14 protein-coding genes and 1 pseudogene are annotated in these 19665 nt (G+C 69.1%); 7 read left to right on the top strand and 8 right to left on the bottom strand.

Annotated features, from left to right (window positions below):
- Nucleotides 1–23 precede the first annotated feature (23 nt).
- From M2283_RS40715 to M2283_RS40700, 4 genes are all read right to left on the bottom strand, one after another.
- Nucleotides 24–1190, bottom strand: coding sequence for a thiolase domain-containing protein (locus tag M2283_RS40715; RefSeq protein WP_280881598.1), 1167 nt, complete (start codon nt 1188–1190; stop codon nt 24–26).
- Nucleotides 1187–2236 carry a thiolase domain-containing protein gene (locus M2283_RS40710; protein ID WP_280881597.1) on the bottom strand — a complete coding sequence of 350 codons (1050 nt, stop codon included), beginning with the start codon at nt 2234–2236 and terminating at the stop codon, nt 1187–1189. Before M2283_RS40710 ends, M2283_RS40715 begins: the two co-directional genes overlap by 4 nt.
- Nucleotides 2233–3174, bottom strand: a complete 942-nt coding sequence (locus M2283_RS40705) for a Zn-ribbon domain-containing OB-fold protein (protein WP_280881596.1) — start codon at nt 3172–3174, stop codon at nt 2233–2235. Before M2283_RS40705 ends, M2283_RS40710 begins: the two co-directional genes overlap by 4 nt.
- Nucleotides 3175–3307: 133 nt before the next feature.
- Entirely contained in the window at nt 3308–4108 is an 801-nt protein-coding gene (locus M2283_RS40700) for a crotonase/enoyl-CoA hydratase family protein (RefSeq protein ID WP_280881595.1), read from the bottom strand.
- A gap of 176 nt (nt 4109–4284) precedes the next feature.
- On the opposite strand from M2283_RS40700, the gene M2283_RS40695 reads away from it, so the two are divergent.
- Both M2283_RS40695 and M2283_RS40690 read left to right on the top strand, forming a co-directional pair.
- Entirely contained in the window at nt 4285–5898 is a 1614-nt protein-coding gene (locus M2283_RS40695) for an acyl-CoA synthetase (protein WP_280881594.1), read from the top strand.
- 173 nt (nt 5899–6071) lie between these two features.
- Nucleotides 6072–8090, top strand: coding sequence for a sulfatase (locus tag M2283_RS40690; protein ID WP_280881592.1), 2019 nt, complete (start codon nt 6072–6074; stop codon nt 8088–8090).
- 3 nt (nt 8091–8093) lie between these two features.
- Here the strand turns inward: M2283_RS40690 and M2283_RS40685 are convergent, their stop codons facing one another.
- On the bottom strand, nt 8094–8930 hold the full coding sequence (locus M2283_RS40685) for an alpha/beta fold hydrolase (RefSeq protein WP_280881591.1): 837 nt from the start codon (nt 8928–8930) through the stop codon (nt 8094–8096).
- A gap of 193 nt (nt 8931–9123) precedes the next feature.
- On the opposite strand from M2283_RS40685, the gene paaK reads away from it, so the two are divergent.
- The gene (paaK, locus tag M2283_RS40680; protein ID WP_280881590.1) at nt 9124–10428 is read left to right on the top strand and encodes a phenylacetate--CoA ligase PaaK; all 1305 of its coding nucleotides are present in this window, start codon (nt 9124–9126) and stop codon (nt 10426–10428) included.
- Here the strand turns inward: paaK and M2283_RS40675 are convergent.
- Together M2283_RS40675 and M2283_RS40670 are read right to left on the bottom strand one after the other, a co-directional pair.
- A complete protein-coding gene (locus M2283_RS40675) occupies nt 10425–11825 on the bottom strand; it encodes a metallophosphoesterase family protein (protein WP_348538956.1) in 1401 nt (466 codons plus the stop codon). The genes paaK and M2283_RS40675 overlap by 4 nt on opposite strands.
- Nucleotides 11826–11957: 132 nt before the next feature.
- Entirely contained in the window at nt 11958–13460 is a 1503-nt protein-coding gene (locus M2283_RS40670; protein WP_280881588.1) for an acyl-CoA synthetase, read from the bottom strand.
- 113 nt (nt 13461–13573) lie between these two features.
- Here M2283_RS40670 and M2283_RS40665 point away from each other — a divergent pair.
- A pseudogene (locus tag M2283_RS40665) lies at nt 13574–15103 on the top strand (penicillin acylase family protein); the annotation flags it as partial.
- 291 nt (nt 15104–15394) lie between these two features.
- On the opposite strand, the gene M2283_RS40660 reads toward M2283_RS40665, so the two are convergent.
- On the bottom strand, nt 15395–16123 hold the full coding sequence (locus tag M2283_RS40660) for an NUDIX hydrolase (protein ID WP_280881587.1): 729 nt from the start codon (nt 16121–16123) through the stop codon (nt 15395–15397).
- Between the two features lie 84 nt (nt 16124–16207).
- On the opposite strand from M2283_RS40660, the gene M2283_RS40655 reads away from it, so the two are divergent.
- Genes M2283_RS40655 through M2283_RS40645 form a run of 3 tightly spaced genes read left to right on the top strand, consistent with a single transcriptional unit; the run spans nt 16208 to nt 19559 of the window.
- Complete coding sequence (locus M2283_RS40655; RefSeq protein ID WP_280881586.1) at nt 16208–17941, top strand: hypothetical protein; 1734 nt, start codon at nt 16208–16210, stop codon at nt 17939–17941.
- The gene (locus M2283_RS40650) at nt 17938–18837 is read left to right on the top strand and encodes a hypothetical protein (protein WP_280881585.1); all 900 of its coding nucleotides are present in this window, start codon (nt 17938–17940) and stop codon (nt 18835–18837) included. The genes M2283_RS40655 and M2283_RS40650 overlap by 4 nt, the downstream gene beginning before the upstream one ends.
- A gap of 56 nt (nt 18838–18893) precedes the next feature.
- A complete protein-coding gene (locus tag M2283_RS40645; protein ID WP_280881584.1) occupies nt 18894–19559 on the top strand; it encodes a hypothetical protein in 666 nt (221 codons plus the stop codon).
- Nucleotides 19560–19665 lie beyond the last annotated feature (106 nt).

The following is a 19665-nucleotide window of genomic DNA, read 5'->3' as shown; positions in this document are numbered from 1 at the left end:
GAGGGGGACCTTTTGGGAGTCTTTCAGGAGGCGGGCGGCTGCGAGCCCACGAGCCACATCGAGAAGAACTGCGATCCGCCGCCGTAGGCGTGCCCCAGCACCCGCCTGGCCCCCTCCACCTGGTGTTCCCCGGCGAGGCCCCGCACCTGGAGCGCCGCCTCCGCGAAGCGGATCATGCCGGAGGCGCCGATGGGATTGGTCGACAGGACACCGCCCGACATGTTGACGGGCAGGTCACCGTCGAGCTCGGTCACCCCGGCCTCGGTGAGTTTCCAGCCCTCGCCCTCGTCGGCGAAACCGAGGTTCTCCAGCCACATCGGCTCGTACCAGGAGAACGGGACGTACATCTCCACGGCGTCGATGTCCCGGCGCGGGTCGGCGATCCCGGCCTGCCGGTAGACGTCGGCGGCGCAGTCCTTGCCGGCCTGCGGGGACACGGCGTCCTTGCCGGCGAAGAGGGTGGGCTCGCTGCGCATGGCCCCGCCGTGCATCCAGGCGGGCGGCCGGGGCGCGCGGGCGGCTCCGGCCCGGTCGGTGAGGACCATGGCGCAGGCACCGTCGGAGGACGGGCAGGTCTCGGAGTAGCGGATCGGGTCCCACAGCATCGGGGAGGCCTGGACCTTCTCCAGCGTGATGTCGTGCTCGTGGAGATGCGCGTACGGGTTCTTCAGCGCGTTGCGCCGGTCCTTGTACGCCACCAGCGAGCCGACCGTGTCAGGCGCGCCGGTGCGCCGCATGTACGCGCGCACGTGCGGCGCGAAGAAGCCGCCGGCGCCGGCGAGCAGGGGCTGCTGGAAGGGGATGGGCAGGGACAGGCCCCACATGGCGTTGGACTCGGACTGCTTCTCGAAGGCGAGCGTGAGAACCGTGCCGTGCACGCGGGCCGCGACGAGGTTGGCGGCGACCAGGGCCGTCGACCCGCCGACCGATCCGGCGGTGTGCACCCGCAGCATGGGCTTGCCCACGGCTCCCAGCGCGTCGGCGAGGTACAGTTCCGGCATCATGACGCCCTCGAAGAAGTCGGGCGCCTTGCCGATGACGACGGCGTCGATGTCGGCCCAGCTCAACTCGGCGTCGTCCAGGGCCCGTCGGGCCGCCTCCCGGACGAGTCCGGCGATCGACACGTCCCGCCGGGCCGCGACGTGCTTGGTCTGGCCGACGCCTACGACGGCCACGGGCTCCTTGCTCATCGGGGATCCCCTTCGAGTACGGCGACCAGGTTCTGTTGCAGACAGGGCCCGGAGGTGGCGTGGGCGAGCGCCCGGTCGGACTCGCCCCGGTGGATACGGGCCGCGGCCTCGCCGATGCGGAGCAGCCCTGCGGCCATGACCGGGTTGGCGGCGAGCGCCCCGCCGGACGGGTTGACGCGCACGCTGTCGTCGAGGCGCAGCGCCTTGCGCAGGACGACCTCCTGCGAGGTGAACGGTGCGTGCAACTCGGCGGTGTCGACGGGCCGTTCGAAAGCGCCGGCCCGCTCGGCGGCGAGGCGGGTGGAGGGCGAGTCGGTCAGATCGCGCACGCCCAGCCCGTGCGCCTCGATGCGGTGATCGATGCCCCGGATCCAGGCGGGCCGCTCGCACAGGTCCCGGGCCCGCTCCCCCGCCGCGAGGATCACGGCGGCGGCCCCGTCGCCGATGGGCGGGCAGTCGCCGGTACGGAGGGGACGTACGAGATAGTCGCCCTGCGGGACCGAACCGCGCAGCTGCGCATGGGAGTTGGTGGTGGCGTCCGTGCGGCTGCGGGCGGCGACGGCGGCGAGCGCGGGTTCGTCGGTGTCCCCCGCGTCGATGAGCGCCTGTGCCTGGAGGGCGGCCAGGGCGACCGAGTCGGGCCACAGGGGGGCCACGTAGTACGGGTCCAACTGCCGGGTCAGGACGTCGCGTACGGAGCCGGGCGAGGACTTGCCGTAGGAGTAGACGAGCGCGGTGTCGGCGTCCCCGGTGAGGAGCTTGGTCCACGCCTCGTACAGGGCCCACGCGCCGTCCATCTCGACGTGCGACTCGGAGATCGGCGGCCAGGCCCCGACGCCGTCGAGGGCGAGGGTGAAGGAGAAGGCGCGCCCGGCCAGGTAGTCGCTGGAGCCGGAGCAGGTGAAGCCGATGTCGGCGGTCTTGAGGCCGGTCTGGTCGAGTACGGCGTGCAGCACCGGCATGAGCATCTCCACCTCGGAGAGCTCGTCGCTGGTGCGCCGGTGGTCGGTCTGGGCGAAGGCGACGACCGCGATCTCACGCGTCACAGCAGCTCCTTGTAGGTGTCGTACTCCGCGTCGACCTCGCCGGTGGGCCGGTAGTGGTCGGGGAAACGGGATCCGTCGGTCCACACCGGTTCGACGCGCAGGCCCATCCGCACCTGGTCGTACGGGATGCCGCCGATGCGGGCGTGCAGCGCGAGGTCGGCGCCGTCGAGGGCGATGTGGGCGTAGACGTAAGGGACTTCGATGTCCAGGTTCTTCGCCTTGATGTTGACGATGCAGAAGGTCGTGACCGTGCCGCGGGGACCCACCTCCACCTGCTCCGAGGTGGCGACACCACAGGTGGGGCACGCGCCCCTCGGCGGGACGTACACCTTCCGGCAGGACGGGCAGCGTTCGCCGACCATGCGCCGGTCGGAGAGGGCGTGGATGTACGCGGACTGGGCGCGGCCCGGCGAGTAGGTGTAGTCGAGCCGTGCGGCGGCGACGATGCCAGTGATCGCGTCCTCGAACTCGCCGCTGTGGCCCGCCGGTTGCTCCGGTTCGCCGTCGTACGGCTCGAAGCAGGCGATGTCGGTGATGGCACCGGTCCGTTCCTCGGCCCAGCGGACACGGACACGCATTCCGGTGCGCACGGCGTCGGGACCGGGCACGTCGAGGGCGTGCAGCAGGGCGGTGTCGGCGCCGTCGAGGCGCACCAGGACCCACGCGAACGGTGTGTCGAGAGGCTGCCCGCGCCGGGGCTCGTGATTCCAGGCCCAGGTCGTGACCGTGCCGGTGCCGGCGACCTCGACGAGGTCCCGGATCTCGTCGGCGGTGACGGGGTCGTACTCGACGGGCGGTACGAGCACACGACCGTCGACGGTCTTCACTCCGAGGAGGACTCGTTCGCGTAGTCCGGTCAGAAAGGCGCTCTGGACGGGCCCGAGGGAACGGGTGAAGGGGAACTCGACGGCGAGGGGAGCTTTGAGGACTTGGGGCATCGTGGGCGTGCCTCCTCAGGAGGTCGGCGTACTTGGAACGGGCGGCGACTGTGCAGGACCCAGGGGCGCGGGGAACTGCGCGACCAGCCACGCATGGCCTGCAGCTTCCAACCGGCCCAAAACGGCGCATTGCCTACTCACGCCTATAAACCGGCGACCGCTTCTCCGCGAAGGCCCGGGCGCCCTCCTTCGCGTCAGCGGTGTCGAACACCGGCCACCCCCGCTTGAGTTCGTCGGCCAGCCCCTCCGTCTCGGTCATCTCGGCGGTCGCGTACACCGACGCCTTCACGGCCTCCACGGCAAGTGGCCCGCAGGCATTGACCTGTTCGGCGATCTCCAGCGCCCGGTCAAGGGCAGTTCCGTCGGCCACGACATGCCCGACCAGCCCTACGGCTGCAGCCTCCCGCGCCGAGTACGCGCGCCCGGTGAGCAGCATCTCCAGAGCGTGCGTGCGCGGAATCTGCCGTTGCAGACGGACCGTTGAGCCGCCGATCGGGAACAGCCCGCGTTTGACCTCGAAGAGCCCGAAGGTCGCCGACTCCCCCGCGACCCGGATGTCGGTGCCCTGGAGGATCTCGGTGCCACCGGCCACGCAATAACCCTCGACCGCGGCGATCACCGGTTTTCGCGGACGGTGGTGGCGCAGCATCGCCTTCCAGTGCAGGTCCGGGTCGGCCTTGAGGCGGTCCCGGTACTGCTCGCCCGCCATGCCCTTGCCGGCCAGCGCCTTGAGGTCCATGCCGGCGCAGAACGCGCCGCCCGCGCCGGTCAGCACGATCGAGCGGACCGTGTCGTCCGCGTCCGCCTCGATCCAGCCGTCGTACAGGCCGACGAGCATGGACAACGAGAGCGCGTTCTTGGCTTCGGGCCTGTTGAGCGTGAGCACCAGTGTGGCGCCTTCGCGCCGCACGGTGAGGTGTTCCGTCCCACCCATTGCCGTCTCCCCTCTCCAGGAACGAGAACAGGTTGCAGTAGGCGGGGAGGCACTTCAAGAGTTTTCTGACAGACAGTCAGATTTCTTCGCGCGAACTCTTCACAGTTGCCCTGCCCTTTGCTCTGATGACCGGCGAACCGACAGCTGTCAGGGCACGCCCGTGGTCAGGAGGAGCGGTGGAGTACAACCTTGCGGACCTGTTCGAGTCGGTCGTCGACGCGGTGCCGGACCGCGAGGCCCTCGTCTACCTCGACCACCCGGGCACGGGCGCCGAACGCCGGTTGACGTACGCCGAGTTGGACGTGGCGGCGAACCGGATCGGCCACCATCTGATCGACAGCGGGCTGCGCCCCGGAGAGCACCTCGGGCTGCACCTCTACAACGGCGTCGAGTACCTGCAGACCGTGCTGGGCTGCCTCAAGGCACGGATCGTCCCGGTCAACGTCAACTACCGCTACGTCGAGGAGGAGTTGGTGTACCTCTACCGGGACGCCGACCTGGCGGCCCTGGTCTTCGACGCGGAGTTCACCGACCGGGTGGCGACGGCCATGCCGCAGTGCCCCAAGCTGCGGCATCTCGTGCGGGTGGGCAGCGAGGGCGACGAGGTGCCCGGGGTGGCGTCCTTCGCCGAGGCCGAGGCGGGCGGGTCGCCCGAGCGGGGCTTCCCGGCGCGGTCGGGCGACGACCAGTTCATCATCTACACCGGCGGCACCACCGGGATGCCCAAGGGCGTGATGTGGCGCCAGGAGGACCTGTTCTTCTCGGGGCTCGGCGGTGGCGCGCCGACCGGCGAGCCGGTCAAGAAGCCGGAGGAACTGGCCGAGCGGGTCGCGGCCGGCGGCTCGGGAATCACCTTCTTCCCCGCTCCCCCGCTGATGCACGGCACCTCCACCCTCACCTCGTTCATCGGCTTCAACTTCGGGCAACGGGTCGTGATCCACCGCAAGTTCGTGCCCGAGGAGGTACTGCGGACGATCGAGAAGGAGAAGGTCACCAGCATGTCCCTGGTGGGCGACGCGATGCTGCGGCCACTGATCGACGCGCTGGCCGGCCCCCTCAAGGGCACGGACTGCTCGTCCATGTTCAGCGTCTCCTCGTCCGGCGCGATCATGTCGGAGACCGTGCGCCGGCAGTTCCAGGAACTCCTCCCGAACACCATGCTGTTGAACAACTACGGCTCCTCCGAATCCGGTTTCAACGGCACGGCGACGGCGGACTCGGGCGCCGGGCAGAGCTTCCGCATCAAGGTGAACTCCCGTACCCAGGTGGTGGATCCGGCCACCTACGAGCCGGCCGCACCGGGCGAGGTGGGCCGCGTCGCGCAGTGCGGCCATGTGCCGCTCGGCTACTACAACGACCCCGCGAAGACCGCCCAGACCTTCTTCGAGAAGGACGGCGAGCGCTGGGTGCTGCTCGGCGACATGGCCACCGCCGACGAGGAGGGCGTGGTCACCGTCCTCGGCCGTGGCTCGCAGTGCATCAACACCGGAGGCGAGAAGGTGTACCCGGAGGAGGTAGAGCAGGCACTCAAGTCCCATCCGGACGTGTACGACGCCCTGGTGGCCGGAGTGCCGGACGCCAAGTGGGGCAACCATGTGGCGGCCGTGGTGCAGTTGCGCGAAGGCGCGCCGCGTCCGTCCCTGGAGGACATCCAGTCGTACTGCCGCACGCATCTCGCCGGTTACAAGATCCCGCGCCAGCTGGTGCTCACGGACTCGATCCGGCGCTCGCCGAGCGGCAAGGCGGACTATCGGTGGGCCAAGGAAGTGGCGGTGGCGGCGGTTCCGTAGGGCCGCGGTCGGGCGGGGCATCGGGGCCGGGTCGGACGGGCGTACTCTTTTGCGCGCGGTTGACCCGGGAGTGTGAACGCGGGGTTATCCAGGGCCGTACGCGAGGTTGGCGGCCCTGGCCTGCGGGCCCGGTCGCCGTGCCATCACCGCACCTTGCACGGAAGGACCTCCGGGTGTCGCACCTCACGCCCCCCAGCCAACTGCCGGACGCGGACGCGTCGGCAACCGACCCCGCGGGGGAGGCATCGCCCACACCCGAGGCAACCGGCCCCGAGCCGGACACCTCGGCGGACGCTGGGCCTACGGGCGAGGAGGCGACCGGGGCGACGGACGAAGGGACCGGGCCTACGACGGACGCGGCGGCGCAGACGGACGAACCTGACGTACGCCCCGCGGCGGAGGAGGAGACGGCCGACGGCGCGGAGGACGGGAAGTCGGCCGCCGTCGCAGCCGGCGATTCCGCCGACGAGGCAGCGGGTTCCACCTCCACAACCACCGACGAACCCGCCCTCAAGGACACCGCCTCCCCCACCCGCCCCGGCTGGTTCGGCTGGCGCCGTCGTTTCCCCCGTACCGCACGTGGCGTGCGGGTGGGCACGACCGTGCTGGCCGGTGCGCTGGTGATCGAGGCGCTCGTCATGCCCAACCGCTTCGACCGGATGCCCCTTGAGGCGTTCTTCCGCCTGCCCGTCGAGGCGATCATCGTCGCGGCCGTCCTGCTCGTACTGCCGTCGACGGCGCGGCGGATCACGGCCGTCGTCGTGGGCGCGTTGTTCGGGCTGTCCACGGTCCTGAAGTGCCTCGACATGGGCTTCTACCAGACCCTGGCCCGGCCCTTCGACCTCGTCTTCGACTGGGTTCTGCTGAACGACGGGGCGGACTTCCTCAAGGACTCGCTCGGCCGCTCGGGTGAGGTGCTGGCGGTGATCGGGGTGATCGTCCTGTTCATCGCCGTACTCACGTTGAGCGCACTCGCCATGGTGCGGGTGGCGGACGTGCTGGCCCGGCACCGCCCCGCGGCCGTCCGCACCACGCTGGTCCTCGGCATCGCGTGGATCATCTGCTTCACCATGAGCGTGCAGGTCGGCGGTGTCGTGATGGCCACCAGGGGCTACACGCAGTACCTCGGCAACCGTGTGCAGTACGTCCGCGACGGCCTCGGTGACGCCGACGTCTTCAAGAAGCAGATCCCCGTCGACGCCTTCGCCAAGACCCCGCCCGACCAGCTGTTCACCGGACTGCGCGGCAAGGACGTGCTGTTCACCTTCATCGAGAGCTACGGCCGGGTGGCGCTCGACGATCCGACGATGGCGCCGGAGATGGACGCGACGCTCCAGGCGGGCGACGCCAGGCTCAAGTCGGCCGGTTTCGCCTCGCGCAGCGCCTGGCTCAGGTCGCCCGTGACGGGCGCCGGCAGCTGGCTCGCCCACTCGACGTTCCTGTCCGGCCTGTGGATCAAGAACCAGCAGCGGTACCGGACCCTGACCACGGGCGACCGCGCGACCCTCACCAGCTACTTCCAGAAGACCGGCGCCTGGCGCACGGTCGGCATCGTCCCCGGCGTGCGCAAGACCTGGCCCGAGGGCAAGTACTTCGGTCTCGACAACATCTACGACTCCACGCACCTCGGCTACAACGGTCCGTACTTCAGCTGGACGCCGGTGCCGGACCAGTTCAGCCTGGAGTCCTTCGAGAAGCTGGAGTACGGCAAGAAGAACCGCGACCCGATCATGGCGGAGATCATCCTGGCCTCCAGCCACAACCCCTGGTCCCCCATCGCCCACACGATCCCTTGGAGCGACCTCGGCGACGGCTCGGTCTTCAACCAGATCAAGAAGGAGGGCACCAACCCGACGGAGGTCTGGAAGAGCGCGAAGCGCGTGCGGACCGAGTACCGCAAGGCCATCCAGTACTCCGTGGACAGCCTCACCCAGTGGATGCAGCGCTACGGCAACAAGAACACCGTCCTCGTCTTCCTCGGCGACCACCAGCCCGTCCCGACGGTCACCGGTGGCACCGCCGACAAGGACGTGCCGATCACCATCGTCGCCCACGACCCGAAGGTGCTGGACAAGATCGCCAACTGGGGCTGGACGGACGGCATCAAGCCCGCCGACAACGCACCGGTGTTGGGCATGGACAAGTTCCGGGACCGCTTCATGACGGCGTTCGGAAGCACTCCCGCGAACTGACCCTCACCCCGCCAGGAACGTGGAGACGCGGCGCGTGAACCACTCGGGGTCGTCCAGCCACGGATAGTGCCCGGCGCCCGGCTGGACGGCGAGTTCCGCGTTCGGGAAGACGTCGGCGGCCCCGCGCGCCAGTTCGGGCGTGGGGCCTCCGTCCAGCCCGCCGGCGAGGACGAGGACCGGTGCGGCCAGCCGGGCGAGGGCGGCTCGGGTCGCGGACGGGTCGTAGGCGCCCTCGGAGCCGTAGACCTCGCCGGCCTCGTCGTTGAACTCCCTGTCGGCGCCCGCCTCGTGGCGCTGGGCGGCCTCGTCCCAACGGCCGTAGAAGAAGCCCGAGAATGCCGGATCGAAGTCGCCCGTCCCCTCCAGCCAGGCCTCGAACGGCGGGAACGCGTCCGCGAACCACGGCTCGCCGCTGCGCAGCCGGGCGGCGGCCAGCCGGTCCTCGGCGGTGGCCGGCATCCCCAGCGCCCAGGGCGTGGCGGTGACCAGCACCAGCCGCGCGATCCGCTCCGGGTACCGCTCGGCGTAGCGCATCGCCAGGCTGCCGCCCGCCGAGTGCGCGAGCAGGTCCATCCGCTCCAGGCCCAGGTGGCGGCGGAGCGCCTCCACGTCGGCCACGAGCCGGTCGCAGCGGTACGTCGTCGGGTCGGCCGGCACCGCGGAGTCGCCGGTGCCGCGCAGGTCCAGCAGCACCAGCCGGCGGTGTGCGTCGAGTCCGCCGAGGTCGCCCAGGTAGGCGGAGGCCCGCATCGGGCCGCCGGGCAGGACGACCAGTGGCTCGCCCTCGCCGCGCAGGTGGAAGGCGAGCTGGGTTCCGTCGGGCGCGGTGAAGGTCGGCATGCCGCCGATCGTGCTGGCCGGTGCCGTCGTATCGCAATGGATTTCTCCGGCCGGGTACCGCAACGGATTTCTGCCGTCGGACCCCTTGCCCGCACCGGACCGGGCTGGGTTACTGATCCCCGACAGAGCGACCGAATGATCGGTTGTCCGTAATGATGCGATTGACCGGTGTGGCGGACGAGGGAGAAGCCCGATGGCGGATGCGACGGAGCTGCTGGACTCGGGGGAACGGCTCGACCCGGAGGCGCTGCACACGCTGCAACTGGAGCGACTGCGGGCGAGCCTGCGGCACGCCTACGAGAACGTGCCCTTCTATCGGACGTCCTTCGACCGGGCAGGCGTGCGTCCCGACGACTGCCGGGCGCTCGCCGACCTGTCCCGCTTCCCGTTCACCGCCAAGGCCGACCTGCGCGCCAACTACCCCTTCGGTATGTTCGCCGTGCCCGAGGACCGCATCCGCCGCATCCACGCGTCCAGCGGCACCACCGGCCGTCCCACGGTGGTCGGTTACACCGAGAACGACCTCTCCCTGTGGGCCGATGTGGTGGCCCGCTCGATCCGCGCGGCGGGTGGCCGGCCGGGTGACAAGGTCCATGTGGCGTACGGATACGGTCTGTTCACCGGCGGCCTCGGCGCGCACTACGGCGCGGAGCGGCTCGGCTGTACGGTCATCCCCGCGTCCGGCGGTATGACGGCCCGTCAAGTGCAGCTGATCCAGGACCTCCAGCCGCAGATCATCATGGTGACACCGTCCTACATGCTGACACTCCTGGACGAGTTCGAGCGGCAGGGCGTCGATCCGCGGGGCACCTCCCTGCGGGTCGGGATCTTCGGCGCGGAGCCGTGGACCGAGCAGATGCGCTTGGAGATCGAGGAGCGGTTCGCGATCGACGCGGTCGACATCTACGGGTTGTCCGAGGTGATCGGCCCGGGGGTGGCCCAGGAGTGTGTGGAGACCAAGGACGGGCTGCACATCTGGGAGGACCATTTCTACCCGGAGATCGTCGATCCCATCACCGGCGAGGTGCTCCCGGACGGTGAGGAGGGCGAGTTGGTCTTCACCTCGCTCACCAAGGAGGCGATGCCGGTGATCCGTTACCGGACCCGGGATCTGACGCGGCTGCTGCCGGGCACGGCCCGGGTGTTCCGCCGGATGGAGAAGGTCACGGGGCGCAGCGACGACATGGTGATCCTGCGCGGGGTGAATCTCTTCCCCACGCAGATCGAGGAGATCGTGCTCCGCACACCGGGCGTGGCACCGCACTTCCAGCTCCGGCTCACCCGCGAGGGCAGGCTCGACGCCCTCACCGTGCGGGCCGAGGCCCGTCCGGGCGCGGGCCCCGAGATCCGGGACGCGGCCGTGCGGGCCATCACGGCGGCCGTGAAGGACGGGATCGGGGTGTCGGTCGCGGTGGAGATCGTCGAGCCGGAGTCGCTGGAGCGGTCGGTGGGCAAGATCCGCCGGATCGTGGATCTGCGTCAACAGTCGTCGAGTTAGCAGGGGACGAGGGGGCGGATGCCGGACAGGTCGTGGGCGGTCACGCTGTTGCGGTCGGCGACCGCGCGGCCCAGCGCGTGGTGCGGCCACAGTCCGCCGGCCAGCCGACGGCTCAACTCGCCCCATTCCAGGGCCTCGGCGGCACGGGCCTTGTAGAAGTTCAGGGCGTAGCCGCCGGTGTGGATCCGCAGCAGGCAGAACCCGCCGGGGTACTCCTTGACGGCGCTGACCTCCTGCTGGGTCACGTGCGGGGCGGACGTGAGGACGGTGCGTTTGTTGCGGTGGGTGTGCCCGGCGTGGTGGAGGAAGACTCCGGGGGCGGAGGCATAGGCGTCGACGATCGCGCGGGCCTGGCGGCGGTTCATGCGCTGACCGCCGGTCACCGGGAAGACGGAGTCCCGTACGGTCAGCGGGTGGTGGCCGAAGACCACGGTGGGCTGGTCTCCGTTCTCCCGCAACCTGCGCCGCAGCCAGGCCAGTTGCTCGGCACCGAGCCCTCCCGAGTCACCGCCGTTGCCCTGCTTCTCGTATGTGTCGAGGCCGACGATCCGCAGGCCGCCGACCTCGTGGGAGAAGTACCCGGGCCCCTCCTCCATGCCGGCCCCGCGTCGGAAGGTGGCTTCCAGGCGCCCATGGCGGTCGTGGTTTCCCCGTACGACGAAGTAGTCCCGGCCGTGCTCGCCGAAGCGGTCCAGGATCCGGCCGGCCGCCGCGAGGTCGTGCGGCGCGCCGCCGGCCGAGATGTCACCGGCGGCCAGCAGCAGATCGGCGCCGCGTCTGCGGGCCTCGTCGACCAGGGCCAGGCTCATGACCTCCGGGTAGGGCGTGCGGCCCAGCGGCTGCGTGATCCCGCGGATCAGGGGCATCCCCGCCACCAGGCCGGCCGTGGTCTCGCCGACGTGCAGGTCGTTGCAGAGGGCGATCGACATCAGGTGCCGGCCGGACGGGGGTAGCGGGGTGGTGAAGGAGTACGGACCGCCGTGCGAGCCGAGTCCGTGCAGCGAGGTGCCCACCGCGTTGCCGCGCACCAGGTGCAGTGGGGTGGGTGTGGCGGTCACGCCACGGGAGCGGGCCTGGTAGTAGTACGTCTGCCCCGGCTCCAGGCCGGTCAGCTCGACGTGGTGGTGGGCCGTGGGCCGGTCCGAGCCGGCGACGCGGGTCAGGCGGCCGGGGTGGGTGCCGTAGACGACCTCGCCCTCGGTGACGACGGGGAGCAGCCGGCCGCGGCCGTCGGGGACACCGGTGTGCCAGGTGATGACGGCGTGGTCCTCGGCCAGGGTGACGAGTTCGAGGTGGATGGCGGCGACGTGGTGCGAGCGGCGGGGGCGGGGAATGTGCACGGCTGCCGCGATCGCCTTGAGCAGGGCGGGGGCGATCAGGGCGCCGGAGCGGAACACTTCGCAGGGACCGGGGAGAGCGGCGAGGGGGACGGGGAGACAGCAGCGCATACCTAAGTGTGCCCGTATGCGGTGAACGAACGCTGTGGCAAGGGAGGCGGTGCCAGGTATGACATACGGCACTTTGTGGCATCAGGGCTGATCGGTGAACCGGTCCCGCAGCTCCCGCTTGAGGATCTTCCCGCTGGCGTTGCGCGGGAGTTCGGTCACGAAGACCACCCGCTTCGGTGCCTTGAAGTGCGGAAGCTGCTCGCGCGCGTGCTCGATCAGTTCGGCCTCGGAGACCTCGCCGCGCGGGACGACGACGGCCGTGACGGCCTCGATCCACCGTTCGTCGGGCAGGCCGACGACGGCGACCTCGGCGACGGAGTCGTGCGTGTACAGAGCGTCCTCGACCTGGCGGGAGGCGACCAGCACACCACCGGAGTTGATGACGTCCTTCACGCGGTCGACGATCGTGTAGTAGCCGTGCGCGTCGCGCACCGCGAGGTCGCCGGAGCGGAACCACCCGTCCCGGAAGGCGGCGGCCGTCTCCTCGGGCTTGTCCCAGTAGCCGTCGCACAACTGCGGGGAGCGGTAGACGATTTCACCGGAGGTGCCGTCGGGGACGTCCTTGCCGTCCTCGTCGACCACGCGCGCGTCGACGAACAGAACGGGCCGACCGCAGGAGTCCATACGGCCCTTGTGCTCGCTGGGCGCCAGGACCATGGACAGCGGGCCGATCTCGCTCTGCCCGAAGCAGTTGTAGAAGCCGAGCTTCGGGAGCCGTTCGCGCAGCCGCTCCAGGACCGGCACCGGCATGATCGACGCGCCGTAGTAGGCCTTGCGCAGTCCGGACAGGTCACGGGTCGCGAAGTCCGGGCGGTTGGCCAGGCCGATCCATACGGTCGGCGGGGCGAACAGGCTGTCCACGCGGCCGGCTTCGATCAGCTCGAAGAGCCGGTCTCCGTCCGGCGCGTCGAGGATGACGTTGGTGGCGCCGACGGCCAGGTAGGGCAGCAGGAAGACGTGCATCTGCGCCGAGTGGTAGAGGGGCAGGGAGTGCGCGGGGCGGTCTCCTGCGCTGAGGTCGAGGGCGGCGATCGCGCTCAAGTACTCGTGGACCAGCGAGCGGTGGCTCATCATCGCGCCCTTGGGCAGGGCCGTGGTCCCCGAGGTGTAGAGCAGCTGCACCAGGTCCTCGGTGCGCGGCTCGGGGCCGTCGTACACGGAGGCCGTGGGCAGTTGCGCCAGCAGTGAGTCCTCGGCGTCACGCAGGGGCAGCGTGCGGACGCCGTCGGCGAGCCGGCCGGCCAGATCGGGGTCGGCGAGGACGAGGGCGCTGCCGGACTGGCCGACGAGGTAGGCGAGGTCGTCGCCGGTCAGGTTCTGGTTGACCGGCACGTGCACAAGGCCCGCGCGGGCGCAGGCCAGGAAGGCGATCAGATAGGCGTCCGAGTTGTGGCCGTAGGCGCCGACCCGGTCGCCGGGCGCAAGCCCCTGACCGAGCAGGACGCTAGCCGCGCGGGAGACGGCGTCGTCGAGTTCCTCGTACGTCCATGTGCGGTCGCCGTACTCGATCGCGACCCGTGCCGGGGTGCGCCGGGCGCTGCGTCGCAGCACCTCGTCAACCGTGCTGCCCTGTCCCTGCGTCATGACTCATGATCCTCGGCCCGTCGCCGGGGCAGGTCAAGCACCGAGGGGCCGCGGACATACACCCGTCGTAACGCTCAACCACTCCTTCCCCCAAAGACGTTGGGAGGCACGACTTGCGCACCCGCCTGAGACGACTCGCCATCGCGGCCGTCGCTCTGCTCACCGCCTCGACCGCGCTGCCGGCCGCCGCGGCCGAGCGGCACAGCCACCAGGAACACCCCTCGCACGGCGGGCTGTCCGCCGTCATCCGCTACACCGAGTACGGCATTCCGCACATCCTCGCCAAGAACTACGCGGACCTCGGCTTCGGCACCGGTTGGGCGCAGGCCACCGACCAGGTCTGCACCCTCGCCGACGGCTTCGTGACCCTGCGCGGCGACCGCTCCCGTTTCTTCGGCGCGGACGCGACGACCGAGGGTTCGCTGTCCACGGCCGAGGACAACCTCTCCAGCGACCTGTACTTCCGGGGCGTCCAACAGACCGGCACGGTGCAGAAGCTGCTCGCGCGGCCGGCGCCGCAGGGCCCGAGCCGCCAGGTCAAGGACCTGATGCGGGGCTTCGCCGCCGGATACAACGCCTGGCTGAAGCAGAACCGGACCACCGACCCGACCTGCAAGGGCGCCGCCTGGCTGCGGCCGATCACCACGTTGGACGTCGCCACCCGCTTCTACGCGCTCTCCGTGCTCGGCGGCCAGGGCAGCGCCGTGGACGCCATCACCGGGGCCCAGCCGCCCACCTCCTCCTCCCAGGACAGCGCGACCGCTCCGGACGCCCAGGCCCTCATCAAGGCCGTGCGCGCGAGGACCGCCGACGCGGACATGGGATCGAACGCGGTCGCCTTCAACGGGGACACCACGGCGAACGGCCGCGGCCTGCTGCTGGGCAACCCGCACTACCCCTGGCAGGGCGGACGCCGCTTCTGGCAGGTGCAGCAGACCATCCCGGGCGAGCTCGACGTCGCCGGTGGATCCCTGCTCGGCTCGCCGACCGTCTCCATCGGCTACAACTCCCGGATCGCCTGGAGCCACACGGTCTCCACCGGCGTCCCGTACAACCTGACGCAGCTGACACTCGACCCGGCCGACCCCACCGTGTACTTGGTGGACGGCAAGCCGGAGCGGATGACGAAGCGGACCGTGACCGTCGCGGTCAAGGGCGGTACGCCGGTCACCCGGACCCAGTGGTGGACCCGCTATGGCCCGGTCGTCGACTCCCCCGACGGCGAACTCTCCCTGCCGTGGACCACCACGTCGGCGTTCGCGATGAACGACCCGAACGCCGCGAACCTGCGGTTCGCCGACACCTCGCTGGGCTTCAGCAAGGCACGCGACACGGCGGGCGTCCTGAAGTCCCTGGCCCGGCACCAGGGGCTGCCGTGGGTCAACACCATCGCCGCGGACTCCTCGGGGCACTCGCTCTTCAGCCAGTCGCAGGTGCTGCCCCGGATCACGAACGAACTGGCGGCCCAGTGCTCCACGCCGCTCGGCAAGGCCGTCTATCCGGCGGCCGGGCTCGCGGTTCTCGACGGCTCGCGCGGCGACTGTGTGCTCGGCAGTGACGCCGACGCCGTCCAGGCCGGGATCTTCGGACCCTCCCGCATGCCGACGCTCAAGGACGCCCCGTATGCGGAGAACTCCAAGAACATGATCAAGGCGTGTTTGATGTGCGTCGCTGACCTGCTGGGAGACCCCGCTCCACCAGTCTAGGCCGCGACCCTCTCCACGAGAAAAGACGTCTTTAGGGCTAGTTCTCCGAGGCGTGCGTCGCGAGAGATGATGAACGGTACGTCGTAGACGTGCTGGGTGTACTCCGGCAAGCGGCCAGGCTGGAGGACGGATAGGCCGAGGCGTCGTAGACGCCGCCGTCGGTCAGGGAGACGGTGTGCTGCTGGTGCCCCCGGAGCAGGAGTGGCACGTGGGGTGCCTGGAGCCGTCTCAACCTCGTTGACCGGATGTTGTGGCGCGCAGCACGGGCGGATTGAGCAGCCATGCCTGTCCTCGGCGGTAGAGAGCGGCTGGACGGCCGGTAGGAGGCAGCCGCTGATCTCCCGTCGGCTGCACGAATCCGGTGGTGTTGAGGATCTTGCGGCGGAAGTTGCTGGGATCTAGTTCCTGGCCCCAGATCACTTGGTACACCGTTCGCAGGTCTGTGAGCGTGAAGGTGTCCCCGCAGAAGGCGGTGGCCGCAGCGGTGTACTCGATCTTCCGACGGACCTCTTCCAGGGCCTCTGTCAGGATGGTCTGATGGTCGAACGCCAGGGTGAGCGTGCCGTCCCCCAAGCGTGCCGCGGGTGCCCAGAAGGCGCGTGCGGCGTCCGTTCCACCGGTGGGGATCGGTAGGTCGGGACCGAGTGCGAGGTAGGCGACCGTGACCACTCTGCCCCGTGGGTCGCGTCCTGGGTCTGCGTAGGTGCCGAGCTGCTCCAGGTGCAGCTGGCTTCCGTCGATGCCGGCTTCTTCCGCCAGCTCGCGCAGGGCGCCGTCGCGCAGGTTCTCCTTCTTCTGTACGTATCCTCCGGGCATCGCGGGCATGCCTCGGAAGGGGTCCAGGCCGCGCTCGACCAGGAGCACCATCAGCTGGTCGTCTCTGAGGGTGAAGATCGCAAGGTCCACGGTCAGCCAGGAGGGTCCGACCTCGTCTGAGTCTTTCAGCCAGTCGTCCACCGCACCCCTAAAGGTCTCATTGACTTAAACTACTCCGACACTTATGGTCATGGCAACCATAACTGTAGGAGCCGGGGGTAGGACATGACCACGTCCGACGCGCCACCAGCACAGGAGACAACGCTCGGGCCCACGGCCGCCACCCGTCATCTGTGTGCCGGTGTGTACGTGGACGAGCGTTTCCGTGACCTTGTGATCGACGAAGTCTGCACTGCGCCGCACCGCAGGGTCGCCCCGTCCTACGGCTTCGACGTCGTCCCGGTCATGCAGCACGCATGGCGTGCCGCTGCGCTCAGGGCCCTCCCCCGCACCACGGTCCTCGCCGCGTTTACCGGCCCCCTGCTCACGGGCAGCGTTCCCGCGGCCGTCCTCATCGCCAGTGGTTTCAGTCTCCTCTTGCTGCTGCGTCTGGCCGTACTGCTGCGAAGCGTCGACAGTCAGCCGATGGCTGCCGGCAGGTCCCGACGTCGCGTCCCGGATCCCTTAGAAGCACATCGTTTTCTCCTCAGGTTCCTCCTCCCGCGCGTCGTCACGCCCAAAGCACGCGTAGTCAAACGCGTTACCGTGGCCGCGCTGTGGCTGGCCCTGGCCATCCTGGCCATCGGTCTCCTCTATCCCGGGCAGGCCCTGACGGCGCTTCTGCTGGCCGCGGCGCTTACGCTCGTCTACCTGACTGTCGGAGCCATACGCCAGCTGATCCTCAACCGCATACTGCGTGCACGTGTTCTGCGTCCCTCGCGTCTGTCCGGCCGCCAGCGGGCAGCCGATCGGCAGCAGCACCACATGTGTGCTGTGTACCGCCGTTCCCGGCACACCGACGAGGAGGACGACGACTCCGCCATGTTCACGCTCTTCGGTGACGCATCGCCGTTCATCGGTGCCGGCGAACTCGTCTACCAGTGGAATCCGCCGATGAGCATGCAGTTGCTGCGGGCCGAATCTGACGATGAACCGCTGCATGAGCGTGAGTTCGCGGTGCCGCCCTTCGAGGCGCATGAACTCGTGGAGTACTTACGCGCAGCAGTGCTGCCTCTGAACGCCGACAGCCACGATGTCCGATTGCCCGCCGAGGTCCGGGACCGTGTTTACGTCGCCGAGACCGATGTGGCCGTCGACCGGTCACTGCTTCCGTATCACTTCACCCGCAGTGAACTGCGCTCCATCATCAACACGCCGGAATCGAAGCAGCACTACTTCCTCGAGATCATCACACCTGCCGACGGGTCCGAATTCGTCGCGACCGTCCTGCTGCACGTCAGCCTGCAGGGACGCACTCTGAGCCTGTCGACGGCAGCTTGCGTACTCGCCCACACGCCGCGCTCATTCCAGCGAGCTGAAGAGTTCGGCCATCACGGCGCTGCGGCCGTCATCTGGGCAGCCTTCAACGAACTGAGCGCGCTGCCCAACGATATCCAGCACTCATGGCGGATCTTGCGGTACTTCTACACGCTGGCCAAGGCCGCCGTCCTGCCTCGCGATCTCACCACAATGCCGATCCGCAACATTCTGATCGGCAGCCGCGTGAGCATACGGGAAGAATCATCTCAGACCTGGACCAAGGTCCAACTGGAGAAGAGTGACATCCTCGGACGCCTCAAAACCATAGAGCAGCGACTTCTCAGCGCCGCCAGCGACTTCCTCCAGAGCCGGGAGGTCGACACGTCCGGGTTCAACGACCGTGCGCTCAAGATCATCAACAGCGGGATTTTCAACTTCGGCGACAACAACAGCTTCACCAACAATGCCGTAGGGGACGCATCTCAGGTCAGCGTCCCCGCGAACCAGCCCGCGTCGGCCGAGAACGGAGCAGCAACATGACCAACAACAAAGGCATCATCAACCGCGGCAACAACAACACCTTCAGCACCATCGCCATCGGAGAGAAGGCTCAAGCCTCCACGACCACCCCCCAGTCCTCGGCCGAGCCCGCCACCGAGGCAGACAGTCCCTGGGACCTCGGGATCGTCACCATCCTCAGCGAGGAACTCCGCTCCGTCATCGACGCGTTAAAACTCCACCGCCACAAAACACCCGACGGCCTCTACTTCTACCAGGCCGAACACACCGTCTCCGACGCCACGTTGCGTATCGTGGCCACACAAACGCAAAGCCAGGGCCAGCGGTCCACTATGGCCGCCCTGGAGAACCTCCGCCGCCACTACAACCCACGTCTGTGGGCCCTCGTCGGCATCGCCGGAGGTATCCATGACGAGCACGCCCGCATCGGCAACGTCATCGTCTCCACCGACGTCGTCTACTACGAAAATCGCAAGGTAAACCCTCATGGGGACATCCGCCGCCGCGGAGAGCACCGTCAGGCGCCCGCACACATCGTCCACGCTGTGAACGCCTACTTCACCGACCACGGGACACCGGCACATATCGACGGCCAGATGACCGCACATGCAGACGAGCAGTACGAGATCTACCCCGGCGTCATCGGGTCCGGCGAGGCCGTCATCGCCGACCGGGCCAGCGACATCCGCACCTACCTCAGCGCCTATCACGAAAAGGTTCTCGCCGTAGACATGGAAGCTGGCGGTCTCAGCCAGTACTGGCAGGAAAACTCGGTCCACGGCGCTACCAACCCCGGCTGGATCGTCATCCGCGGCATATCCGACAACGCAGACGAACACAAAGGCCACAGCCACCACGAACTCGCGAGCCGGAACGCCGCCCACGTCGTCAGCCGCCTGATCCCCTACCTCTGCTGACCCCGCCCCGAGCACCGGCACAATCACAAGAGAACTCCCCCGACCGGAGCCTCCATATGAACGCCTTCCTGCTCGGCATCCTCAGCTCCCTCGCCACCAGCGCCCTCCTGCTCGCCCTCAGCCTCCTGCGCGCAGCACGCCCCCTATGGCGGCTCACCGCCGCCTGTTCCTGGTTTACCGGCACAGGACTCCATCGCGTCTACCGCCGCCAAGCTGCCGCAGAGCAGGCCATGGGCCAGGACCTCGCCCGTGCCCAGTGGGTAAAAGTCCTGGCAGGACGCGGCAACATACTCACTCGCGAAGCCTTCACCCCCCTGTGGTCCGACACCATCTCCCCCGCCTCCGTCCAGATCCTGCTCCCCGACCCCGACACTCCACTCGATTCCTGGCTCGACCGCCGCTCCCACAACATCGCCCGCTTCGACCCGGGCTTCACCCCTGACCTGCTCAGAAGCCAGGTCCGAGCAAACATCGACTACCTCACCCAAGCCGCGCACGCACATACCGGCATGCGGCTGCGTCGCTACAACCTCCCCCACGCCTGCCGCGTCATCGCCACCGACAAGGCCGCCTACCTCACCTTCTACAGCGACAATGCCCACGGCAGGAATTCGCCCTGCCTGTACGCACGCTCACCCGGCCTCCTTTACACCATCGCCCTCCAACAATTCGACACCACGTGGGCGAACAGCACCGAGGCCCCAATCACGCAACATCCCTAAGGGCTTGCAGATCATTGAGGGTTTTCAGAGTGGCCCCCGGACGGGTGACAGCGGGACCGTAGGCAACGGACAGGGCTCCCGTGCCGTTGAGAGAGGTGTCTAGGTC

This window comes from Streptomyces pseudovenezuelae (assembly GCF_029892565.1).
Classification (GTDB): Bacteria; Actinomycetota; Actinomycetes; order Streptomycetales; family Streptomycetaceae; genus Streptomyces; species Streptomyces pseudovenezuelae_A.
Note: the sequence above shows the minus strand (reverse complement) of the source record. Positions and strands in the feature narration are given on the sequence as shown.

Bases quoted from the DNA above. Each gene is read 5' to 3' on its own strand.
- M2283_RS40705 (WP_280881596.1), bottom strand. From the start codon at position 3,174: ATGCCCCAAGTCCTCAAAGCTCCCCTCGCCGTCGAGTTCCCCTTCACC.
- paaK (WP_280881590.1), top strand. From the start codon at position 9,124: ATGGCGGATGCGACGGAGCTGCTGGACTCGGGGGAACGGCTCGACCCG.
- M2283_RS40685 (WP_280881591.1), bottom strand. From the start codon at position 8,930: ATGCCGACCTTCACCGCGCCCGACGGAACCCAGCTCGCCTTCCACCTG.
- M2283_RS40670 (WP_280881588.1), bottom strand. From the start codon at position 13,460: ATGACGCAGGGACAGGGCAGCACGGTTGACGAGGTGCTGCGACGCAGC.
- M2283_RS40655 (WP_280881586.1), top strand. From the start codon at position 16,208: ATGACCACGTCCGACGCGCCACCAGCACAGGAGACAACGCTCGGGCCC.
- M2283_RS40715 (WP_280881598.1), bottom strand. From the start codon at position 1,190: ATGAGCAAGGAGCCCGTGGCCGTCGTAGGCGTCGGCCAGACCAAGCAC.
- M2283_RS40700 (WP_280881595.1), bottom strand. From the start codon at position 4,108: ATGGGTGGGACGGAACACCTCACCGTGCGGCGCGAAGGCGCCACACTG.
- M2283_RS40645 (WP_280881584.1), top strand. From the start codon at position 18,894: ATGAACGCCTTCCTGCTCGGCATCCTCAGCTCCCTCGCCACCAGCGCC.
- M2283_RS40650 (WP_280881585.1), top strand. From the start codon at position 17,938: ATGACCAACAACAAAGGCATCATCAACCGCGGCAACAACAACACCTTC.